This is a genomic window from Kocuria rhizosphaerae, from assembly GCF_044462265.1.
Lineage (GTDB): Bacteria > Actinomycetota > Actinomycetes > Actinomycetales > Micrococcaceae > Kocuria > Kocuria rhizosphaerae.
In genome coordinates this window covers 1-20,903 of sequence record NZ_JBISWL010000010.1, presented here as the reverse complement: position 1 = coordinate 20,903, position 20,903 = coordinate 1, and the positions used below count along the sequence as shown (strand labels likewise).

At 72.0% G+C, this 20,903-nt stretch carries 19 protein-coding genes and 1 pseudogene; 12 read left to right on the top strand and 8 right to left on the bottom strand.

All coding sequences use genetic code 11. The features are described from left to right. Positions 1-26: 26 nt before the first annotated feature. Positions 27-1,487: an amino acid carrier protein gene (locus ACH9EU_RS00840; RefSeq protein WP_396412031.1), complete on the bottom strand. Its 1,461-nt coding sequence runs from the start codon at positions 1,485-1,487 to the stop codon at positions 27-29. A 416-nt stretch (positions 1,488-1,903) separates the two neighbouring features. Further along, a complete protein-coding gene (locus ACH9EU_RS00835) occupies positions 1,904-3,658 on the bottom strand; it encodes a PucR family transcriptional regulator (protein WP_396412030.1) in 1,755 nt (584 codons plus the stop codon). Positions 3,659-3,814: 156 nt separating this feature from the next. On the opposite strand from ACH9EU_RS00835, the gene ACH9EU_RS00830 reads away from it, so the two are divergent. From ACH9EU_RS00830 to ACH9EU_RS00785, 10 genes are all read left to right on the top strand, one after another. Then, positions 3,815-5,332 (top strand): CoA-acylating methylmalonate-semialdehyde dehydrogenase, encoded by a 1,518-nt coding sequence (locus ACH9EU_RS00830; RefSeq protein WP_396412029.1) that lies wholly within the window; start codon positions 3,815-3,817, stop codon positions 5,330-5,332. 10 nt (positions 5,333-5,342) lie between these two features. After that, positions 5,343-6,722 (top strand): aspartate aminotransferase family protein, encoded by a 1,380-nt coding sequence (locus ACH9EU_RS00825; RefSeq protein WP_396412028.1) that lies wholly within the window; start codon positions 5,343-5,345, stop codon positions 6,720-6,722. Between the two features lie 125 nt (positions 6,723-6,847). Next, complete coding sequence (locus ACH9EU_RS00820) at positions 6,848-8,137, top strand: Glu/Leu/Phe/Val dehydrogenase dimerization domain-containing protein (protein WP_396412027.1); 1,290 nt, start codon at positions 6,848-6,850, stop codon at positions 8,135-8,137. Positions 8,138-8,249: 112 nt separating this feature from the next. After that, entirely contained in the window at positions 8,250-8,438 is a 189-nt protein-coding gene (locus ACH9EU_RS00815; protein WP_396412026.1) for a DUF2188 domain-containing protein, read from the top strand. Between the two features lie 140 nt (positions 8,439-8,578). Beyond that, entirely contained in the window at positions 8,579-8,752 is a 174-nt protein-coding gene (locus ACH9EU_RS00810) for a hypothetical protein (RefSeq protein WP_396412025.1), read from the top strand. Between the two features lie 235 nt (positions 8,753-8,987). Beyond that, on the top strand, positions 8,988-10,250 hold the full coding sequence (locus tag ACH9EU_RS00805) for an FAD-dependent oxidoreductase (protein ID WP_396412024.1): 1,263 nt from the start codon (positions 8,988-8,990) through the stop codon (positions 10,248-10,250). A 26-nt stretch (positions 10,251-10,276) separates the two neighbouring features. Further along, positions 10,277-11,194 (top strand): dihydrodipicolinate synthase family protein, encoded by a 918-nt coding sequence (locus tag ACH9EU_RS00800; protein WP_396412023.1) that lies wholly within the window; start codon positions 10,277-10,279, stop codon positions 11,192-11,194. Continuing rightward, the gene (locus ACH9EU_RS00795; RefSeq protein ID WP_396412022.1) at positions 11,191-12,291 is read left to right on the top strand and encodes a proline racemase family protein; all 1,101 of its coding nucleotides are present in this window, start codon (positions 11,191-11,193) and stop codon (positions 12,289-12,291) included. Before ACH9EU_RS00800 ends, ACH9EU_RS00795 begins: the two co-directional genes overlap by 4 nt. A 2-nt stretch (positions 12,292-12,293) precedes the next feature. After that, positions 12,294-13,835: a gamma-aminobutyraldehyde dehydrogenase gene (locus ACH9EU_RS00790; RefSeq protein WP_396412021.1), complete on the top strand. Its 1,542-nt coding sequence runs from the start codon at positions 12,294-12,296 to the stop codon at positions 13,833-13,835. Between the two features lie 95 nt (positions 13,836-13,930). Further along, positions 13,931-14,662 carry an SDR family oxidoreductase gene (locus ACH9EU_RS00785; protein ID WP_396412020.1) on the top strand — a complete coding sequence of 244 codons (732 nt, stop codon included), beginning with the start codon at positions 13,931-13,933 and terminating at the stop codon, positions 14,660-14,662. 113 nt (positions 14,663-14,775) lie between these two features. On the opposite strand, the gene ACH9EU_RS00780 is transcribed toward ACH9EU_RS00785, so the two are convergent. The 3 genes from ACH9EU_RS00780 to ACH9EU_RS00770 form a co-directional block, all read right to left on the bottom strand. Beyond that, entirely contained in the window at positions 14,776-15,369 is a 594-nt protein-coding gene (locus ACH9EU_RS00780) for a short chain dehydrogenase (protein ID WP_396412019.1), read from the bottom strand. Beyond that, complete coding sequence (locus ACH9EU_RS00775; RefSeq protein WP_396412018.1) at positions 15,366-16,085, bottom strand: GntR family transcriptional regulator; 720 nt, start codon at positions 16,083-16,085, stop codon at positions 15,366-15,368. Before ACH9EU_RS00775 ends, ACH9EU_RS00780 begins: the two co-directional genes overlap by 4 nt. 166 nt (positions 16,086-16,251) lie before the next feature. After that, on the bottom strand, positions 16,252-16,977 hold the full coding sequence (locus ACH9EU_RS00770; protein WP_396412017.1) for a mycothiol-dependent nitroreductase Rv2466c family protein: 726 nt from the start codon (positions 16,975-16,977) through the stop codon (positions 16,252-16,254). A gap of 110 nt (positions 16,978-17,087) precedes the next feature. On the opposite strand from ACH9EU_RS00770, the gene ACH9EU_RS00765 reads away from it, so the two are divergent. Then, positions 17,088-17,849, top strand: a complete 762-nt coding sequence (locus tag ACH9EU_RS00765; RefSeq protein WP_396412016.1) for a TetR/AcrR family transcriptional regulator C-terminal domain-containing protein — start codon at positions 17,088-17,090, stop codon at positions 17,847-17,849. Here ACH9EU_RS00765 and ACH9EU_RS00760 read toward each other — a convergent pair. Beyond that, positions 17,847-18,077 (bottom strand): annotated as a pseudogene (locus ACH9EU_RS00760) (aldehyde dehydrogenase family protein); the annotation flags it as partial. The gene ACH9EU_RS00765 and the pseudogene ACH9EU_RS00760 sit on opposite strands and share 3 nt — an antisense overlap. A gap of 84 nt (positions 18,078-18,161) precedes the next feature. Between ACH9EU_RS00760 and ACH9EU_RS00755 the strand changes: the two are divergent. Continuing rightward, positions 18,162-19,124, top strand: a complete 963-nt coding sequence (locus ACH9EU_RS00755) for a hypothetical protein (RefSeq protein ID WP_396412015.1) — start codon at positions 18,162-18,164, stop codon at positions 19,122-19,124. 304 nt (positions 19,125-19,428) lie between these two features. On the opposite strand, the gene ACH9EU_RS00750 is transcribed toward ACH9EU_RS00755, so the two are convergent. Together ACH9EU_RS00750 and ACH9EU_RS00745 are read right to left on the bottom strand one after the other, a co-directional pair. After that, positions 19,429-19,830, bottom strand: a complete 402-nt coding sequence (locus ACH9EU_RS00750; protein WP_396412014.1) for a hypothetical protein — start codon at positions 19,828-19,830, stop codon at positions 19,429-19,431. A gap of 125 nt (positions 19,831-19,955) precedes the next feature. Further along, a complete protein-coding gene (locus ACH9EU_RS00745) occupies positions 19,956-20,804 on the bottom strand; it encodes a hypothetical protein (RefSeq protein ID WP_396412013.1) in 849 nt (282 codons plus the stop codon). Positions 20,805-20,903: the final 99 nt, after the last annotated feature.

Genomic DNA, 20,903 nt, shown 5'->3' with positions numbered 1-20,903 from the left:
GTCCCGGAGCCGGCGGGATGGAGCCGTCAGAGCCGGTTGAGGGATGCGGTGACGGGGGCGTCGGCCGACTCCCAGAACGTGGCTCCCTTGATCCCGGCGGCGGCGGGGTCGAAGAGCGGGTTCAGTCCCTGCTTCTGCTGGCGCTCGAAGTCCCGCAGGGCGCGCAGGGCGATCGGCAGGAGCAGGGCGATGGCGACCATGTTGAACCAGGCGATGAGGCCGTAGCCGATGTCGCCGAGCATCCACACCGTCTCGGTGGTCCGGACCGTGCCGAGGTAGACCGCCAGCAGCACCATGACCTGCACGATGCGGGCCAGGACGCCCCGGGAGCTGCCGGTGAGGTACACGATGTTCGTCACGCCGTAGTAGAAGTAGGACAGGATCGAGGTGAAGGCGAAGAAGAAGATGGCCACGGCCACGACGCCGCCGCCGAGGCCCAGCCCGGGGGCGATCGTGTCGACGGCCGTCTGGGTGAAGGCCGCTCCCGGCTCCACGCCCGGAAGGTTCTCGGTGAGTGCGGCCCGGCCCTCGGGCAGGATGTTGTAGGCCCCGGTGGACAGGATCATCACACCGGTCGCCGTGCAGACCAGGACGGTGTCGATGTACACGGAGAACGACTGGACCAGGCCCTGCTTGGCCGGGTGCGTGACGGAGGCCGCCGCACCGGCGAAGCCGCCCTCGCCGACACCGGCGACATTGGAGTAGAGGGAGCGGCGGACGCCCCAGGACACCGCGGCGCCGATCATGCCGCCGTAGACCGCGTCCATGCCGAACGCCGAGGAGACGACCATGCGCACGACCTCGGGGATGGCCTGGAAGTTCATGATCAGCACGACGACGGCGAGCAGGACGTACGCGGCGGCCATGAGGGGCACAACCGTCTGGGCGAAGTGGGCGATGCGCTTGGTGCCGCCGAAGACGACGAGGGCGGTGAGTCCCACCAGGACCAGGCCGGAGATCCAGGTCGGGATGCCGAAGGCGGTGTCCAGGGAGGTGACGATGGTCGAGGACTGCACGCCGGGGATCAGCGTCGTGTAGCACAGCACGGCCACGGTGGCGGCGGCGACCGCGAGCCACTTCAGGCCCAGGCCCTTCTCGATGTACCAGGGAATGCCGCCGCGGTACTCCCCGTCGACCTTGACCTTGTAGATCTGCCCGAGCGTGGCCTCGATGAAGGCGCTGGAGGCGGTGAGCACGGCGGTGGCGATCATCCAGAACAGGGCACCGGGTCCGCCGAAGGCGATCGCGGTGGCGACACCGGCGATGTTCCCGACTCCCACCCGGCCGCCCAGGGCCATGGCGAAGGCCTGGAAGGAGGTCGTGCCGTCCTTGGACTCCGCGCGTCCGAAGAGGCACTTGACCATGGCCGGCAGCTGCCGCACCTGCACGGCTCGCGTGGCGATGGTGTAGACGAATCCGGTGATGAGGGTGACGTACACCAGGGGATTCCAGATGACGTCGTAGGTGGTGGCGAGAAAAGTGTCCATGCGATGCTCCGTCCGCGTGAAGTGAGGCCCCTGCCCCCTGGAGTGGTGACCTCGGCCCGTGCCCGGCGCGCCAGGCCGTCGACCCGATCGTGAACGGGTGGGTCGAACCGGCTCCTGATCCCGTCCACCGGCGTGGGTCCGGTCGGGAAGCGCCTTCGGCCTGACTGTCGGATTGTCAGGCAATTGATGTTGAGGGAAAGCTAAGCATGTGACCGGGGCCACGTCCAGACCCCCGGCAAAAAGTTTCGTGACGGTCCAGGGAATTTTCCGCTCGCGGGACTTCCCCTCGGGCGGGACCGCGGGCATGCCGGGACGAGCCGCTCACCGGTCGGCGCCGAGCGGCTGCGCGGACCGCACCCGTCACCCGGCGGCCCGCCCCTTCGCGCCACGACCCCTCGGGGAACCGGGGCCCGCAGTCAGTCGGCGGAGCCGACCTCCTGCATCCGGTGCCAGAGCAGGGCGACGTGCAGGGCCGTGCGGGACTCCGCGTCGTCCAGTGACACGCCCAGGGTCTCCTGCAGCCGTGCCAGGCGCGCGTAGAGGGCCGGGCGGCTGAGATATCCCGCCCTGGCCAGCGCGGACTTGTTGCCACCGTGGCGGAGGTACAGCTCGAGCAGGTCCAGGGCCGCGGCGTCCTGGTTCTCGAGCAGCGGGGCGAGCTCCGCCTCCGCGAACGCCCTGACGCGCGGGTCCGCCCCCAGCAGGGCCAGCAGGCCCCGCAGCCGGACGTCGGCGAAGCGGTAGAACGGGCGTCGGCGGATCTCCAGGGTGGCGGCGATGTCGGCGACCTGCGCGGCCTCGTCGAGGCCGGCCGCCGCCTCGAGCAGCGACGAGCGGCTGTGGCCCACACCCACGGTCCACGACGCCTGACCCCCGTGGGGTTCGGCCAGCTGGGCGCAGATCCGCTCCACCAGAGGATCGGCGAGCTGCCGGGCCGGCACCCCCAGCAGCACGCCCAGCGACCCGGACTGCAGGCCGGCCGCCAGCATGGAGCGGCGGGCCTGCCGGACGACGGCGGCCAGGTCCTCCAGCAGCGCCCTTCCCCGCAGCTGCAGCCCGGTGGGGTCCCCGTCGGACGAGCGGTCCAGGCGTACGACCATCGGGACGTAGTAGGCCGCGGGCTCCAGCCCCAGGGCTGCGGCACGGGTGACCGCCTCCTGCTCGGCCAGGGCATGGGGCTGGCGCAGCTCGTGCAGGAGACCGGCCTGCGACTGGTGCAACAGCTCCTGCTCGTCGCGCCCGGCCATCCGGGCGATGGTCAGGGCCTGCCCCGCGCGCTCGAGCACCTGGGCGGCGTCGGCGTCGTCGGGCAACGCGGCGGGGACGACGAGCCGGCCCCATCGCCGTCCGCGGACGCCCACCGGGGTCTGCAGCCAGTCCTCCGCGTCGGCCCGGCGTCCGGCCCCCTCCCGGTAGCCGACCCGGCGCGCACGTTCGACCCAGTCGACCAGCAGAGCACCGGGCTCGGCCCGGGCGGCCTGGAAGGCGAGGACCCGGTGGGCGACGTCCTCCAGGACGACGGGTGCGCCGAGCAGCTCGGCCGTGCGGTCGACGATCTGCTGCTCGCTGGCGCTCTCGAGGCTGAGCTGGGTGAAGACCTCGTGCACGCGCCGCGCACGCTCCACCCGGGCGAGCTGTTCGCCCACGAGCATCCGGTGCGCCGCCTGGGTGACCCGGACGAACCGGACGGAGCGGGTGAGGAGCACCACGGGCAGGAGGCGTCCGCGCGCCGCGGTGCGCAGGACGTCGATCGCCGGGAGGACCGGCCGCCCGTCCGCGTCGACGAGCTCGATCACGACACCTGCAGCTCCGGCCGCCTCGAGGTCGCCCAGGAAGCGACCCGTCGCCTCCGGCGAACCGCGGAAGGTCTGGCCGGTGGTCAGCACCAGCTCTCCGCCCTCCAGCAAAGAGCCCACCCGCTCGGTGTCGGCAATGTGGACCCACCGCACGGGGGTGTCCAGGGCATCCGTCCCGCAGAGGATCTCCGGTGCACCGGCACGGATCTCGGCCAGGTCGAGCACGGTCCGCAGCGTCACCGGAACGGCCGTCGTGGCGTTCCCGTCCTCCGGGGCGCCCGGGCCAGGACCCTGTGAAGAGTCCGGCGACGACGTGCGGCGACCTCCGGCACCCTCCCCCGCAGTGGCCTCGCTGTCAGCGTCCCGTTCCAGCATTGACACATCGTAAGGTCAGAGCGACTTTTTCGTACACCTTGTTCCTGGCGAAGTGCCAGCACCCTCCGTCATGCTGATTGTCAGACAAAGATGCAGAGACGTTGACGCAGAGACGTTGCTGCGCCGTCTGACCGCCCCACACGAAAGGGTCACCACATGCAGACCAGCACGCAGACCACCACCCGCACCCTCGGTCACTGGATCAACGGCGAGCCCACCGCTCCCGGCCAGGACTCCCGTTTCGCGGACGTCACCAACCCCGCCACCGGACAGGTCACCTCGCGCGTGGCCCTGGCCCCGACCAGCACGGTCGACGTGGCCGTCGCCGCGGCCGCCGCGGCGTTCCCGGCGTGGCGCGACACCTCCATCGCCCGCCGCACCCAGATCGTCTTCGCCTTCCGCGAGCTGCTCAACGCCCGCAAGGGCGAGCTGGCCGAGATCATCACGGCCGAGCACGGCAAGGTCCTGGACGACGCTCTCGGCGAGGTCTCCCGCGGCCAGGACGTGGTCGAGTTCGCCTGCGGCATCCCGACCCTGCTGAAGGGCGGCTTCACCGAGAACGCCTCCACCAAGGTGGACGTCCACTCGATCCGTCAGCCGCTGGGCGTGGCGGCGATCATCTCCCCCTTCAACTTCCCTGCCATGGTGCCGATGTGGTTCTTCCCGGTGGCCATCGCCGCCGGCAACACCGTGGTGCTCAAGCCCAGCGAGAAGGACCCCACGGCCGCGAACTGGATGGCCGAGCTGTGGAAGGAGGCCGGTCTTCCCGACGGCGTCTTCAACGTCGTGCACGGCGACAAGGAGGCCGTCGACGCCCTGCTGGACAGCCCGGACGTCGCCTCCGTGTCCTTCGTGGGCTCCACCCCGATCGCCCGGTACGTCTACGAGCGGGGCACCGCCAACGGCAAGCGGGTCCAGGCCCTCGGCGGGGCCAAGAACCACATGCTGGTGCTGCCCGACGCCGACCTCGACCTCGCCGCCGACGCGGCCGTCAACGCCGGCTTCGGCTCGGCCGGTGAGCGCTGCATGGCGATCTCCGCGATCGTGGCCGTGGAGTCCATCGCCGACGAGCTGGTGGAGAAGATCGCCGAGCGCGCCCGCACGCTGCGCATCGGCGACGGCACCCGTGGCTGCGACATGGGCCCGCTGGTCACCGCCGCCCACCGCGACAAGGTCGCGAGCTACATCGACGCCGGCGAGCAGGCCGGCGCCACCCTGGTGCTCGACGGCCGCCAGGTCGACCCGGACTCCGAGGGCGAAGGATTCTTCCTCAACCCGACCCTGTTCGACCACGTCACCGAGGACATGTCGATCTACACCGACGAGATCTTCGGCCCTGTCCTCTCCACGGTCCGAGTGCCGAGCTACGACGAGGGCGTGGCCCTGATCAACAGCAACCCCTACGGCAACGGCACCGCGATCTTCACCAACGACGGCGGGGCCGCCCGCCGCTTCGAGAACGAGATCCAGGTCGGCATGGTCGGGATCAACGTGCCGATCCCCGTCCCGATGGCCTACTACTCCTTCGGCGGGTGGAAGAACTCGCTGTTCGGCGACACCCACGCCCACGGCGCCGAGGGAGTGCACTTCTTCACCCGCGGCAAGGTGGTGACCAGCCGCTGGCTGGACCCCAGCCACGGCGGCCTCAACCTCGGCTTCCCGACCCACTCCTGAGGAGCTCACCGTGACCGACACCACCACCGCGACGCCGGCGCTCACCGCTGAGGAGATCGAGGCCGGCCGCCGCGCTTACGAACTCGACCGGGCCCACGTGTTCCACTCGTGGTCCGCGCAGGGCTCCCTGGACCCGCTGACGGTGCTCAAGGCCGAAGGCTCCTACGTCTGGGACGGCGAGGGCAACCGGCTGCTGGACTTCTCCTCGCAGCTGGTCAACACCAACGTGGGGCACCAGCACCCGAAGGTGGTCGCCGCCATCGTCGAGCAGGCGCAGACCCTGTGCACCATCGCCCCGCCGCACGCGAACGCGGCCCGCTCCGAGGCGGCCCGGCTCATCGCCGAGCTCACCCCCGGGGACCTGAACCACGTGTTCTTCACCAACGGCGGCGCGGACGCCGTGGAGCACGCGATTCGCATGGCTCGCCTGCACACCGGCCGGCACAAGGTGCTCTCCGCCTACCGCAGCTACCACGGGGGCACCCACCTGGCCGTGAACGCGACCGGGGACCCGCGCCGGTTCGCCAGCGACTACTCGGACTCCGGCGTCGTGCACTTCATGCCGGCCTACCCGTACCGCTCCTACTTCGGCTCCACCACCGAGGCCGAGGAGACGGAGCGGGCGCTGCGGCACCTGGAGGACATGATCGTGCTCGAGGGCGCGCAGAACATCGCCGCGCTGATCCTCGAGTCGATCCCCGGCACCGCCGGGATCTACCTCCCGCCGGCCGGCTACCTGGAGGGTGTGCGGGAGCTGACCCGCAAGTACGGGATCGTCTACATCGCCGACGAGGTCATGGCCGGCTTCGGTCGTTCCGGGAAGTGGTTCGCCGTGAACCACTGGAACGTGGAGCCTGACCTGATCACCTTCGCCAAGGGCGTGAACTCGGGCTACGTTCCGCTCGGCGGGGTGGCGATCTCGCAGGCGATCTACGACACCTTCCGGGACCGGGCATACCCCGGCGGGCTGACCTACTCCGGTCACCCGCTGGCGTGCGCCGCCGCCGTCGCCTCGATCAACGCCATGCGGGACGAGGGCATGATCGAGCACGCGGCCTGGCTGGGCGAGAACGTGTTCGGGCCCGGCCTGCGCGAGATCGCCGAGCGCCACCCGTCGGTGGGCGACGTCCGGGGCACGGGATGCTTCTGGGCGGTCGAGCTGGTGAAGGACCGCACCACCCGGGAGCCCATGGCCGCCTACGGCGGCTCATCGCCGGAGATGAACGAGCTCGTGGCCGCGCTCAAGGCCGGAGGCATGCTGCCCTTCGCCAACTTCAACCGCATCCACGTGGTGCCCCCGCTGAACATCAGCGAGGAGGACGCCCGCCGCGGGCTGGAGATCCTCGACGCCGCGCTCGGCGTGACCGACCGCCACGCACGCACGGCGTAGTCCCCGTGGAGGTCCCACCGGCCGGGACCTCCACGGCGGGCCGCAGGGACCGCTCCGTCGTGCCCCTGCGGCCCGCCGCCCTCCACCCACCACGCCCCGCTCGGCGCACCGGACAAGGACCTCAGATGATTCTCGACACCGCTCCTCCTCGTCACGACGTGGCGTCCGGCGCCGCCGAAGGGCCGCTGGGCAACGCGCACAGCCAGCTGCGGTCGGCCGTGGCCACGCTCGGCCTCGACGACGGGATCCACCGGATGCTGGCCCAGCCCCGCCGGGAGATCACGGTGCAGGTGCCTCTGCGCCGCGACGACGGAAGCGTGGAGGTGCTCACCGGGCACCGGGTGCAGCACAACTTCGCCCGCGGCCCCGCCAAGGGCGGAGTCCGGTACAGCCCGGCGGTGACCCTCGACGAGGTTCGGGCGCTGGCGATGTGGATGACCTGGAAGTGCGCCCTGCTCGACGTCCCCTACGGCGGGGCCAAGGGCGGGATCACCATCGACCCCCGGAACTACTCCACCCGTGAGCTGGAGCGGGTGACCCGCCGGTACACCTCGGAGATCCTGCCGGTCATCGGTCCGGAGCGCGACATCCCCGCCCCGGACATCGGGACCGACGAGCAGACCATGGCCTGGATGATGGACACCTACTCGGTGGCCGTCGGCTACACCGCGCCCGCCATGGTCACCGGCAAGCCGCTGAGCATCGGCGGCTCCCGGGGCCGGGCCGCGGCGACCTCGAAGGGCGTGGTCCACATCGGGTTGGCCGCCCTGACCCACCACGGCATCCCGGTCGCGGGCGCCACGGCCGCCGTGCAGGGCTTCGGCAAGGTCGGCGCCGGAGCCGCACGGTTGCTGGCGGAGGCCGGGGTGGCGGTGGTCGCCGTGTCCGACCAGTACGGCGCCGTCCACCGCACCGGCGGGCTGGACGTGCCGGCCCTGACCACACACCTCGAGGCCACCGGCTCCGTGGTCGGCTTCCCCGGTGCCGACCCCCTCGACCCGGCGGCACTCCTGGAGCTGGAGGTGGACCTGCTGGTCCCCGCCGCCGTGGAAGGCGTGCTGCACGAGGCCAACGCCGCCTCGGTGCGTGCACGAATTGTCGTAGAGGGCGCCAACGGTCCCACCACCGCTGCGGCCGACGAGGTCCTGGCGGCCAACGGCGTGCTCGTGGTCCCCGACATCCTCGCCAATGCCGGCGGCGTCATCGTGTCCTACTTCGAGTGGGTCCAGGGCAACCAGTCCTATTGGTGGACCGAGGCCGAGGTCGACCACCGGCTGGAGCAGCGCATGCTCATGGCCTGGAACGGCCTGCTGAAGACCCGGCGGAGCACCGGTCTCACCCTTCGGGAGGCCGCCACCGTGATCGCGGTCGAGAAGGTCGCCCAGGCCCACCAGATCCGTGGCATCTATCCGTGACCGGGGGGCCGGTCACACCTGGTCTCCCGAAACCCACCTGGACCCACGCACCGGTTCCCCGTGCCCGTCCTTCGTCTCGTCGCCGCCCCCAGTGCCCACCCGGAGGTCCACCATGCCCACGCCCAACGACTGCGTCGTCCGCTTCCAGCCCCACCGAGGATGGGAGGTCAAGGCTCCCGACGCCGGGCGTGCGGTCCTCTGCTCGACCAACCGTGCCGAGGCCCTCCAGTGGGCCTGGAACATCGTCCGCACCACCGGAGGCCAGGTCGTCCTCCAGCGCGGCGACGGATGTGCGGCATGACGCGCGAACCGGCCGCTCCCACCCGCCGACCGTGGGCCGCCGCGGAGCGCGCAGGAGGGCACCGGGGGCCCCGGACGGCTTCCCCCGCCCCGGAGGGACGGACCGCTGCCACGGCGGAACGCTCCCGGACCGTTCCCGGCATGGGCTGGTTGCGCCCCGGGCGCACCGTCCGGGTCTGCCGGGGCGAGAGGGTCTACCACCACGGGGTCGTGGAAGTGGTGATGCCGCAGGCGATGGTGCTGTGGATCCGGGAGGCCGGCCTGGGCACCCGGAAGATGATCGACCTCGAGGAGTTCGTCCTCCACCCCTGCTGAGCAGAGCTGCGGCGCCGGGTCCGGCGCCGTGCCGATGGGCACGCGATCGCTCTCCCGCCGGACGGCGCCGATCGTTCCGGGAAACAGAATCGGACCAATTGTGCCGCAGGGGTAGACGTGGCGCACAGCACATGTCTACGCTCAACGTAGTGCAAGATTGCCTGACAATTAAACAGCTCGAAGGTGCGGTTCCAGACCGCCCGCTCCGGGCTGTGCCCCAGCAGAAGGGAAGGACATGCACGTTGTCGTCGTCGGAGGTGGCGTGGTCGGCCTGACCACCGCGTACCACCTGGCACGTGAGGGCGCGGGGGTCACCCTCGTGGACGCCCGGAGCACCGGCCTGGGCGCCTCGGAGATCAACGCGGGATGGGTCTGCCCCGCCGAGTCAGCGCCCGTTCCCGGCCCCGGGGTCATCCTCAAGTCCATGAAGTGGATGCTGCGCCCGGACAGCCCGCTCTACATCAAGCCCTCCCTGGAGCCCGCCTTCCTGAAGTTCCTCATGGGCATGTGGCGCCACTCCAACGCCCGGGACCAGCGGGCCGGGTTCGAGGCCCACCTGACCCTGGCCCAGGACACCCTCGAGGTCTTCGACGACTACCGCGCCGACGGCATGGACTTCGAGATGCACACCGCCGGGCTGCTCATGGCCTTCAAGGAGAAGGAGTACCTGGAGCACCACATCGACAACCTGGATCTGGCCCGGCGGTTCGGACGCGACCCCCGCGTGCTGCGCGGGGACGAGGTCCGCGAGCAGGAACCGATGCTCAGCGACGCGGTGATCGGCGGAATCTACTACCCGCACGAACGCCACCTCGACCCCGGGGCCCTGACCCGGGCCCTGGCCGAGCGCATCGTCGAGATGGGCGTGGAGATCGTGGAGAACGCCCCCGTCGACGAGGTCGAGACCTCCGGGGACCGCATCACCGCACTGCGCTCCGGGGACCGCCGCTTCACCGGCGACGCCGTCGTGCTGGCCGCCGGCGCCTGGACCGGACAGATCTCCAAGCACTTCGGCATCCTCCTCCCGGTGCGCCCCGGGAAGGGCTACAGCGTCGAGGTCCCGCAGCTCGGCCTGCGCAGCGCGGTGAACCTCTGGGACGCGAAGGTCGCGGTCACCCCCTTCCAGGACAGGCTGCGCCTGGCCGGGACCATGGAGTTCGGCGGCCTGGACGAGAACGTCAACCAGGTCCGCGTCGACGCCATCATGCGCGCCCCGCGCACCTACTTCCGGAACTGGGAGCCGCCGACCGAGCAGGTCACGGCCCGCGCCGGCATGCGCCCCATGACCCCGGACGGCCTGCCCATCATCGGGCGCATGGGCCCGATGACCAACGCCTACGTCTCCACCGGTCACGGCATGATGGGCATCACCCTGGCCCCGGGCACCGCCGCCGCCCTGACCGACCTCGTCCTGCACGGACGCACGTCCCCCGCCCTCGAGCCCTTCTCCGCCGAGCGATTCACCGGATCGCGCCGCGCGGTCCACTCCGCAGCCTGACACCACTCCCGAAAGGACACCCCATCATGACCCAGCGCAAGAACGTCACCCTCCGCGGCATCCTGGCCGCGTGCACCACCCCCTTCACCGCCGACGGCTCCGCCGTCGACGAGGAGGCCCTGCGCCGCCACGTCGACCGCCTCGTCGAGGCCGGCATCCACGGCCTGGTCCCCACCGGGACGTCCGGGGAGTTCCCCACGCTCACCGACGCCGAGTACCGGCGCGTCATCGAGCTCTTCGTGGAGGCCGCCGCCGGGCGCATCCCCGTGGTCGCCGGCATCGGGGCGCTCTCCACCGAGCGGGCGATCTCGCTGGCCCAGCACGCCGAGGCCGTGGGCGCCGACGCCCTGATGCTCGTCCCCCCGTTCTACGACCCGCTGGACTACGACACCCTGGTCGCGTTCCTGACCGACGTCGCCTCCTCTGTGAACCTGTCGATCGTCTACTACCACGTGCCCGGGGCCACCGGCATCCCCCTCGACGCCGACCAGATCGCCGCCCTGGGCGAGATCGACGGCATCGACTACCTCAAGTCCACCTCCGACGACGCCATCGCGCTGGGGGATCTCCTCACCAACCACTCGGACAAGATCAAGGCCTTCAACGGCTGGGACACCCTGACCTTCTTCGGCATCGCCAGCGGCGCCCAGGCCTCCGTGTGGGGGGCGGCCGGGGTCGTGCCGGAGCTGGCGGTGGAGTTCTGGAACACCCTGGCCGAGCGCGGTGACCTGGTTGCCGCCCGGGAGCAGTGGAAGACCCTGCGGGCGATCAGCGCCTTCCTGGAGTCGGTGAACTACCCGGCCGGTCTCAAGGCAGGACTCGAGCTGCTCGGGGTGCCCGCCGGTCCCCCGCGCCGCCCGATCCAGCCGCTGTCCGAGGAGAAGAAGGAGCAGTTCGCCCAGATCCTCGAAGCCGCCGGGGTCCTGAAGCCGGCCACGGCATGACCGAGATCCTCAGCCTGGACGCGGTGGAGGTGCACGCCGAGGGCGAGCCGGGCCGGATCCTCACCTCGGCGGCGCACCTCGTCCGGGGCGACACCATGGCTGAGCGCCTGCAGTACTGCCGGGAGCACCTGGACGGCCTGCGCCGGCTGGTGCTGCAGGAGCCCCGGGGCTACCCCGCCATGTGCGCGGTGATCCTCCTGCCGCCGGTCAACCCCGGGTCAGACTTCGGGATCGTGGTCCTGGAGCAGGGCGGTTTCACCCCGATGTCGGGGTCGAACACCATCTGCGCCGTCACCGCCGCGATCGAGACCGGCATCATCGACCGCCCCGGCCCCGAGGTCCTGGTTGCCGTCGACACGGCCGTGGGCACGGTGCACGCCACGGCCCGCGTGCAGGGCGGCAAGGTCCTCGACGTCACGGTCGCCAACGTGCCCGCCTTCGTCGTCGACCTGGAGGTGCCCCTGGAGGTCCCGGAGCTGGGCACCGTCCCGGTGGACGTCGTCTTCGGCGGCCAGTTCTTCGCCCAGGCACGGGTGGCCGACCTGGGCCTGGAGCTGGACCCGGCCCACGGCAAGGACCTGGCCCGGGCCGGGGCCCTGATCAAGCTGGCGGCCACGGAGCAGATCGACGTCGTCCACCCGGACAACCCCGGCATCCGCGGGGTCAACCTGGTGATGCTCCACAGCGGCGATCCCGTCCGCGGGGCGGCCTCGCGCAACACCGTGGTGCTCACCAACGGACCGGTTCTCCCGGACATGCCGCAGAGCTGGACCGGGGTCCTGGACCGGTCCCCCTGCGGGACCGGAACGTCGGCCCGGATGGCCGCCCTGCACGCCCGGGGCCTGCTGGGCCTGCACGAACCCTTCCACCACCGGAGCATCATCGGCACCGAGTTCGTCGGAGAGCTGGTGGGCACCGCCACCGCCGGGGACCGCACCGCGGTGCTGCCCACCATCACCGGGCGGGGCTGGGTGACCGGGCACAGCCGGTGGGTCCTCGACGACTCGGACCCCTTCCAAGCCGGGTACTCCGTCGGCGACATCTGGGCGCCCGCGGCTCCGGCGTCCTACCCCGTTCGCACCGAAGCAAAGGATTGACCATGAGCGAGACGACCACCACTGCCCGCACCCTGCTGGGGGCGGCCACCTCGGACACGCCGATCACCGCGGGTCTCTACATCGACGGGCAGCTGCGGCCCAGCGCCACGGGCCGCACCTCCGAGGTCATCAACCCCTCCGACGGCACGGTGGTCGCGACCGTCGCCGTCGCCGACGAGCAGGACGTGGACGCCGCGGTCCTGGCGGCCCGGGCCGCGTTCCCCGGCTGGTCGGGGGCGACGCCTGCGGAACGATCCGCCGTGCTGACCCGGTTCGCCGCGCTCCTGGAGGAGCGGGCCGAGGAGTTCGCGCAGCTGGAGAGCCGGCAGGGTGGCAAGGCGATCCGTCTGGCCCGGGAGTTCGACGTGCCCGGCACCATCGACAACGTCGCCTTCTTCGCGGGTGCGGCCCGCAACCTGGAGGGCAAGGCCACCGCGGAGTACTCCGCGGACCACACATCGTCGATCCGGCGGGAGGCCGTGGGCGTCATCGGCTCGATCGCGCCGTGGAACTACCCGTTGCAGATGGCCGCCTGGAAGGTGCTGCCCGCGATCGCCGCCGGCAACACCGTCGTGCTCAAGCCGGCGGAGAACACCCCGCTGACCACGCTGCTGTTCGCCGAGGTCGCCTCGCAGGCGGGCCTGCCCAACGGCGTCTTCAACGTCGTGTGCGGCGGCGGCAGCACCGTGGGCGCCCGGCTGCTGCGCCACCCCGAGGTGGACATGCTCTCCTTCACCGGCTCCACCGGGGTCGGCAGGACCGTCCTGGAGGCGGCCTCGACGACCGCCAAGCGCGTCCACCTGGAGCTCGGCGGCAAGGCACCGTTCGTCGTCTTCGGCGACGCCGACCTGGAGGCCGCCGTGCACGGCGCCGTCGCCGGGAGCCTCATCAATGCCGGGCAGGACTGCACCGCGGCGACCCGCGCCATCGTGCACCGCTCGGTCTACGAGGACTTCGTGCAGCGCGTCGCCGCCCTGTACGAGCAGGTCCGGCTCGGCGCGACCGATGACCCGGAGACCGACATGGGGTCCCTCATCTCCCAGGGCCACCGCGAGAAGGTCGCCGCCATGGTGGATCGGGCCCGCGGCTACGCCCGGGTGCTCGGCGGCGGCATCCCCGAGGACCTGCCGGCCGAGGGCGCCTACTACCGCCCGACCCTGGTCGCCGACGCCCCGGCCGACAGCGAGATCGTCCGCGACGAGGTATTCGGCCCCGTCCTGGCCGTGCTGCCCTTCGACACGGACGACGAGGCCATCGCCCTGGCCAATGACACCCCCTACGGGCTGGCCGCCTCCGCCTGGACCCGCGACGTGTACCGGGCGATGCGGGCCACCCGCGAGATCCGCTCGGGCTGCGTGTGGGTCAACGACCACGTCCCGATCATCAGCGAGATGCCCCACGGCGGGATGAAGCAGTCCGGCTTCGGCAAGGACATGTCCACCTACTCCTTCGACGAGTACACGGTCGTCAAGCACGTCATGTACGACCTCACGCAGGATGCCGCCAAGGCCTGGCACCGGACGATCTTCTCCGTGGCCCAGTGATGGCGGCCCGGACCGGCCCATGCCGCTCCGGGAATGCGGCCTCCGTGGTTCAAGGGCCCGGCCCCGCGCTCAGCGACGGGCCGGGCCCTGCCGGCATGCTCGAGGGCAGGACCGTGCTGGTCACCGGCGGCTCCGGGGGCATCGGCCGGGCCACGGTCGAGGTCGCCCACCGCGAGGGCGCCCACGTCGTGCTGCACTGGTCCCGCGACGCCACCGGTGCACGGGAGGCCCGGGACGCACTGGGCGAGCGGATCCATCCGGTGCAGGGCGACCTGACGTCCCCGGGGCAGCGGCAGGACGTGTGGCGGCAGGCCGTGGCGTGGCGGGGACGCCTCGACGTGCTGGTCAACAACGCCGGGGCGTGGCTCGCCTCCCCGCTCGACGACGCCGTGCAGTGGCAGGAGGGGTGGGACGCCAACCTGGCGCTGAACCTGCAGGCCCCGGCCGACCTGTGCCGGGAGGCCGTCCTGCACTTCCGGGAGCACGGCGGCGGGGCGGTCGTCAACGTCGTCAGCCGCTCCGCCCACCGCGGCGACGACGCCGGGCACCTCGCCTACGGCGCCGCCAAGGGAGGACTGCTGGCCCTCACGAAGGGCATCGCCCGCGGCTTCGCGGCCGACGGCGTGCTGGCCTACGCCGTCGCCCCGGGATGGGTCGGCACCGGCATCGCTGCGCAGGCCGGCGCGGACCGTGCGATGGGCCTTCCCCTCGGGGAGGTCACCCCGCCCGGCGACGTCGCCGAGGTCATCGCGTTCCTGGCCTCCGGCCGATCCCGCCACACCACGGGAGCGACGGTCGACATCACCGGCGCCGACTACGTCCGCTGACACCCCGTCCCGCGGCAACGAGGGAGGGACCCGACTGAGCCGGGTCCCTCCCTCGTGACCGAGGCGCGTTCGCTCCTCAGGTGCCCCCGCCCTGCCGCGGCGGGCGCCGCCCGTCAGACACGGAAGACCTTGCCCGTCTCCACGCCGTCGACCGAGCGCACGTAGGCCCGGGCCACGTCCTCGGCCGGCACCTGCGGGAATCCCGGGAAGAACGGGTGGTAGGACTCCGCCTCCACCAGGACGCTGGGGCTGACGGCGTTGATGCGCAGACCCCGCGGCAGCTCCGTGGCAGCCGCCGTCACGAAGGACTCCAGGGCACCGTTCGCCATGGAGGCGGCGACACCGGTCGCGATGGGTTCCCGGGCGAGGACACCGGTGATGAACGTGAAGGATCCGCCGTCGCGGACGTGGCGCAGGCCCTCCGTCACGAGGTTGACCTGCCCGAGGACCTTGTCCTCCAGGCCGGCCCGGTAGTCGTCCGTCGTGAGCTCCGGGAGCGGCTTGAACGGGACGGCCCCCGCGCAGCACACCACAGCGTCCACGGGCCCGATCCGCTCGAAGAGCGCTCGCACCGACGAGGGGTCGGAGATGTCCGCGCGCTCGCCGTCGGTGCGGGAGGAACGCACCACCTCGTGCCCCTCGGCCAGGGTGTCGGCCACGGCCTGTCCGACCACTCCGGTGGCTCCGACGACGAGGACCTTCTTCATGCTCCACTCTCCTGTTCCATGATGGTGACCAGTTCACATGCGCTGTCGATCGTGTGCTCCCGGAACGCCGCCTCGGCCTGCGACCGGTCACCGGACAGCAGGGCGTCGATCAGGTGGCGGTGCACCACGCTCGCGCGGGCCGGGTCCGAGCGGATGGCCTGGTCCTGGGCCAGTGCGATGGTCAGGTGCGCCTCCGTCACCGGCCAGAACCGCAGCAGCATCGAGTTCTCCGAGGCCGCCCAGATGCCGCGGTGGAAGGCCACGTGGGCCTCGTGTCGGGTCAGCGGATCCGGGTCGTACTCCCACCGCTCGAACTCCTCCCAGGCGCCCATGACGGCGGCCATCCGGTGGCCGCCGGTGTCCTCCAGGACGGCGTCGACGGCGAGCATGTCCAGCGCGTGGCGGGCCTTGGCGATGTCCAGGATCTGCTCGGGACCGAGACGGGCCACGTGGAGCCCGCGGTAGGGTTCCTGGACCAGCAGCCCCTCCTGCGACAACTGGTTCAGTGCCTCGCGGATGGTGGGACGACTCACCCCCAGCGTGGCGGCCAGGGTGACCTCCGTCAGCTTGTCACCGGGTTGCAGGTCTCCCCGCACGACGGCGCGGCGGATCTCCCGGAGGACCCCGTCCCGGCGCGACTGGCTCGCCACGGGCGTCAGGTTGCGACGGCCCTCCTCCCGGGCCTCGGCCCGGGCTCCTGCTGTCTTCAGATCCACTTCTCGTCCTGACCTCGGCCGACCATGTCCACGGAACACTTCTGCTGATTGTCAGACATTCCTGCGGTGAGCGCAACCCCTCGGAAGCATCTCCCGGCGATCCTCCGGGAGAGGAAGCCTGCAACCGGGCACGGCGCACCGTGGAGAGCCGGTCCGGCGGCGCTGGCTAATTCTTGGTCCGGCGGCTGCCGGCGTGCCAGTCCTCCTCGGCCCCGGTCCCGCCGGGCTCGGCACCGAGGCCGCGCAGCTGCGGCTGCTCCCGGAGGCTGCGCTTGAGCTCGGCGAAGCCCGGGAAGCGGGCCAGACCCACCACGTGGTCCCACAGCTGAACGGCGTCCTCCTCGGCGGGCAGCCGGCTGATCACCGGGCCGAAGAACGCCGTGCCACCGGGAGGCTCGAAGTGGATGATGGGGGTCCCGACGTCCTTGCCGGTCAGCGCGAGCGCCTCCTCCGTCTCGGCGCGGACCACCGCGTCCAGGGCGTCGTCGTCCAGCGCGTCGGCCAGACCGGCCGGCAGGTCCGCGGCCGAGAGCACCGGCTCCAGGAAGGCGCGGGTGCCGCGTCGGTCGGTGCCGGGCTCGTCCGGGACCGGGTCGGCGTCGAAGCTGTGCGCGCCGATGGCGGCGTAGAGCCGGTCGACCGCCTCGGGTCCGTGCTCGGCACGGGTCCGGGCCGCCACGCGCAGCAGCCGCAGGCCGGCGGTGTGACCGGCCTCGTACTCGGGCGGGAACCAGGCGTTGTAGTCGACGTCCTCGTTGAGGATCCGCAGCGAGATGAAGCGCCACTCCACGGAGTACTCACGGTGCCGCGACACCGTGCGCACCCAGCGCGCGGCCAGCCACGCGAACGGGCAGGTGGGGTCGAACCAGAAACGGATGTCGGGGTTCTTCACCGCTCACACGCTAGGAGCGCCCCCGCCCGGGGTCAAGGAGACCCGTGTCGGAGCGCGGGCCTAGACTCGCTGGTGACCGTCCGCAGCGCCGCTCACAGGAGGCACCGCTCATGGCCGACGCCGGGACCCCGCCCCGCCGCCGCGGGCGTCCGAGCCGGCCCGTGCTCTCGGAGGAGCGGATCACGACAGCAGCCATCAAGATCGTCGCGACCCGCGGCTACCACCACCTGACGATGACGGAGCTGGCGCGTGAGCTCAAGGTCTCGACGTCGGCGCTGTACAACCACACCCCCTCGAAGCGCGAGGTGCTCATCCGCGTCCAGGACCGGATCAACCAGGGCATCGACCGCTCGGCCTTCGGCCGGGTGCCGTGGGACGAGGCGCTCGAGCAGTGGGCGCACTCCTACCGGAGGTGCTACGCGAAGCACACGGCCATGATTCCGATCATGGCCGTCCTGCCGGTCGCGGACTCCCCGCACACGCTGGAGATGTACGAGGCGGCGGCCCGCGGCCTCGCGGACGCCGGCTGGGAGGCCGCCAGCATTGTGGACGTGATCGCGTCGATCGAGTCGCTGGTCCTGGGCGCGGCCTACGACGCCACCGCACCCGCCGACGTCTTCGACCCCGGTGACCGCACCGACTTCGCCCCGGTGTTCTCCGACGCGGTCCGGGCCCGGTCCGAGGAGCCGGGGTCCGCCGCGGACGCGGCCTTCGACCTCGCCCTCACGGCCATGCTGGACGGCTTCCGGATGCGCCTGGCGGCGCAGCGGGACAGGGCGGGACAGCGGGACGGAGCGGGGCAGACCCCCGGCCGTCAGGGCACGCGCCGAGAGGGCGCCGACGGCCGGGACGGGACGCCCGGGCCCGGCTGAGGCCCGCATGGCCGTGCCGTGGTCGGTGGTCCACACGCTCGAGGCCAGCGCGTCGTCGACGCCGTTGGCCGGCTCGACCGCCTCCTCCTCCGTGGCGAAGGGCTGGACGGTGAGGACCGGGGCGAAGGTGTCCTCCTGCACCTGGGCGTCGCCCTGGTGCACCCCGGTGACCACGGTGAGCTCGAAGAAGTACCCGCCGGTCCCCGCGACCGGCCGCCCGCCCGTGACCACGGTGGCGTGCGCCGGCGACCACGGGGCGGCCGGGGGCCGTCCGGTCCGGAATCCTGGGCCGCCCCGGACCGTTGCACCGGCATGACCGCGATCCGTCTCCTCCGCGTCACGACCGCGCTGGCCGGCGTGCTGCTGCTCTCGGCGTGCGCCCCGCGCGGGGACGGCGGAGCCGCCACGCCCTCACCACGACCACCGAGCACACCGGACGCCTCGGTCCCGAGCACGCCGGCGCTGCCGGCCGAGGGACTGGTGGTCCAGGTCGCCCACACCGGCGGCTTCGTGACCCCGGAGGTGCTGGCCGCCCGGCTGCCGCTGGTGAGCGTCTACGCCGACGGCCGGGTGATCACGCAGGGCCCGCAGATCGAGATCTTCCCGCCTCCCGCCCTGCCGAACCTGCAGGTGCGGCGCGTCGACGCGGGCGCCGTCCCGGTGCTCGTCGACCGGGCCCTGCGGGCAGGGGTCGCGGAGACCTCGGACCTGGGCAGCCCGCCGGTCGCCGACCTGCCGTCCACCCGGTTCACCGTGGTGACGCGGGAGCAGACCCACGTGCGGGAGGTCTACGCGCTGGGCGCCGAGCTGCCGCCGGGCCCGCCCGGCGAGGGTCCACCGGACACCGGACCACCCGGCGGCCCCGACAGCGGCCTGAGCGCCGAGCAGCGGGCAGCCCGGGCCGAGCTGCGGGAACTCGTCCGGACGCTGTCCGACCCGGCCTCGGCGCTGCCGGCGGAGGCCGTCGGGGAGATCGAGGCCTACGTGCCGGAGACGGTCGCCGGCGTGGTCACCGCGTGGACCGACCCGCAGCACGAGCTGGAGCACCGGCCCGTGCCGTGGCCGGGCCCGCCGCTCCCGGGGGAGCCGCTGCACGAGGGGCTGGGCCTGAGCTGCGTGGTGGCCGGCGGGGACCAGGCCCGGGCGGTCCTCGAGGCCGCGCGCCCGGCCAGCACCCTGACCCCGTGGGTCTCCGAGGACGGCCGGCGGTGGTCGGTCGCGCTGCGGCCGCTGCTGCCGCACGAGCAGGGCTGCGCGGATCTGCTGAACTCCTGAGGCCCCCGGCGGCACGCCGGGACGGCGCCGCCACGCCCAGGCGCGCCGGGCGACGGACGGGGTGGCGATGAGGGGGCACAGCCCGAGCACGCCGGGCCCGTCGACCAGGCTCGCACCCGCCTCGCTGCGGAGGGTTCCCGGCGCGGGCCCAGCCCGACGGCGAACCGCTCGTGTCACGTCCGGGAGCATGCTCCTCGAGGGTGGGACACCGCCCCGAGGTCCGGAGGAGGAAGCCGGCAGGGGGAACCCTGCGACATCATGCGCCCGTCACGACTGCGGGACTCATCGGCCGTGCACAGCAGGCCTACGGGGGCGGGGTCGCGAGCAGGGCAACCACGACGATGCCCACGAGGATGATCCCGACGACCTCCGCGACGAGGGCGGCCCGCAGGCGAAGGAAGGCCTGGTCATTGCTCTTCTCCCAGTCCTCGAGGTCACAGGCCTCCTGGAGTGCGATGGCTTGCTGGGGCGTGCACGTCCTGTCCTCGACGCTGATCGAGGTGTCGTTCCAATACCCTCGCATCAGCTCCTTGATGTCCGTCAGCTCCACGGCGCCCGCGATCCGGGTCGGCCAGGTCACCTGGATCGCCACGAGGCCGGCGAAGCAGAAGGACAGAACGGCACCTCCCACTGCCCAGCTGATCCAGATGCCGGCCTCGACGAGCGAGGTACCGGCGGCCTTCTCGACGGCGAACAGCAGTCCCATCAGGACACCCGCGGTGCTGATGACCGCCGTCGCTCTGGATTGCAGAGAATTTCGCCGGACGCTCTCCTCGGACAGTCTTCGCCTGACCTTCTCCGCATACGCGGGACCTGTCGGATCCGACATGGTCAGCCCAGGATCTTCCCGGCGCGGGGAGGACCCGGTCGGAGCTTCCTCATGCATACGGCGTCCCACCCCGAGAAGGCCTCTGCCCCCGGACGGAGAACTTCTTCGTCCGTGAGTCCGGCGTCCTGGCACGCCTCCCACACGGCCTGTGCCGGTCGGCCAGGTGTCTCGTGCAACCTGTCGCGCATGCCGGTGAACAACGAGGTCACGCCCAGAGTCTCCCCGATCTGGACGAAGACCGCTCGACGCTCGGCCGCGCAGAGGAACAGCACACTGGGGTCCACGCCGGGACCAACGCTCAGCCAGTCCAGGAGGTCGTTGACTCCCAGAATGCTGAACGTGCGGACGTCTCGGGCCCGGCCCTTCCCGCCCGCCACGAATTCCACCACTGCGCGGGTCCGTCGTGGATAGTCCGGCGGACGGTCGCCCGGGGGTTCGCCTCCGGCGCTCGCGCCGGGCTGGACCACGACCTTGGCCACTTCGGCCGACGGGGTCTCGGAGGGGACCATCGACGGCGCGTCCATGCCCTGAGGGGACAGCGTGGACCATACCGCGCCTCCGTCGTCACCGTCCCAGCGGCCGGGGAGCACCAGGAGCACGTCGTCTGCGATGACCGTGTGCAGTGTCGGCAGGGACGCGAGGGTCTGCTCCAGAGGGCCGTCGGCCTGCTGGCCGCTGTCGATCAGGGTGCACAGTGCGCAGAACGGCTTCCCGCGGCGGCTCAACAGCATGTTCTCACCGCGGACGAAGCTTTCCAGGATGTCGGTGAGAGGAATACCGGCCAGGTGGACCATGGTCACCCCCAGGACGTCGAGCATTCCGCCCGAAGCGGTGCGGACAAGCCACAACATACTCGCGGAACCGTCCCCGCGCCATGGCCGGGCAGGGCGCTGAGGGTCGACGCCGGCTCGCCGCCACGGGGACCCGGTGCCGCCGCCGAACGGGCGACG

Excerpts from the sequence above, each read along its gene's own strand:
- ACH9EU_RS00840 (WP_396412031.1), bottom strand. The coding sequence starts at position 1,487 with ATGGACACTTTTCTCGCCACCACCTACGACGTCATCTGGAATCCCCTG.
- ACH9EU_RS00835 (WP_396412030.1), bottom strand. The coding sequence starts at position 3,658 with ATGCTGGAACGGGACGCTGACAGCGAGGCCACTGCGGGGGAGGGTGCC.
- ACH9EU_RS00830 (WP_396412029.1), top strand. The coding sequence starts at position 3,815 with ATGCAGACCAGCACGCAGACCACCACCCGCACCCTCGGTCACTGGATC.
- ACH9EU_RS00820 (WP_396412027.1), top strand. The coding sequence starts at position 6,848 with ATGATTCTCGACACCGCTCCTCCTCGTCACGACGTGGCGTCCGGCGCC.
- ACH9EU_RS00815 (WP_396412026.1), top strand. The coding sequence starts at position 8,250 with ATGCCCACGCCCAACGACTGCGTCGTCCGCTTCCAGCCCCACCGAGGA.
- ACH9EU_RS00810 (WP_396412025.1), top strand. The coding sequence starts at position 8,579 with ATGGGCTGGTTGCGCCCCGGGCGCACCGTCCGGGTCTGCCGGGGCGAG.
- ACH9EU_RS00805 (WP_396412024.1), top strand. The coding sequence starts at position 8,988 with ATGCACGTTGTCGTCGTCGGAGGTGGCGTGGTCGGCCTGACCACCGCG.
- ACH9EU_RS00800 (WP_396412023.1), top strand. The coding sequence starts at position 10,277 with ATGACCCAGCGCAAGAACGTCACCCTCCGCGGCATCCTGGCCGCGTGC.
- ACH9EU_RS00795 (WP_396412022.1), top strand. The coding sequence starts at position 11,191 with ATGACCGAGATCCTCAGCCTGGACGCGGTGGAGGTGCACGCCGAGGGC.
- ACH9EU_RS00790 (WP_396412021.1), top strand. The coding sequence starts at position 12,294 with ATGAGCGAGACGACCACCACTGCCCGCACCCTGCTGGGGGCGGCCACC.
- ACH9EU_RS00785 (WP_396412020.1), top strand. The coding sequence starts at position 13,931 with ATGCTCGAGGGCAGGACCGTGCTGGTCACCGGCGGCTCCGGGGGCATC.
- ACH9EU_RS00780 (WP_396412019.1), bottom strand. The coding sequence starts at position 15,369 with ATGAAGAAGGTCCTCGTCGTCGGAGCCACCGGAGTGGTCGGACAGGCC.
- ACH9EU_RS00765 (WP_396412016.1), top strand. The coding sequence starts at position 17,088 with ATGGCCGACGCCGGGACCCCGCCCCGCCGCCGCGGGCGTCCGAGCCGG.
- ACH9EU_RS00755 (WP_396412015.1), top strand. The coding sequence starts at position 18,162 with ATGACCGCGATCCGTCTCCTCCGCGTCACGACCGCGCTGGCCGGCGTG.
- ACH9EU_RS00750 (WP_396412014.1), bottom strand. The coding sequence starts at position 19,830 with ATGGGACTGCTGTTCGCCGTCGAGAAGGCCGCCGGTACCTCGCTCGTC.
- ACH9EU_RS00745 (WP_396412013.1), bottom strand. The coding sequence starts at position 20,804 with ATGTTGTGGCTTGTCCGCACCGCTTCGGGCGGAATGCTCGACGTCCTG.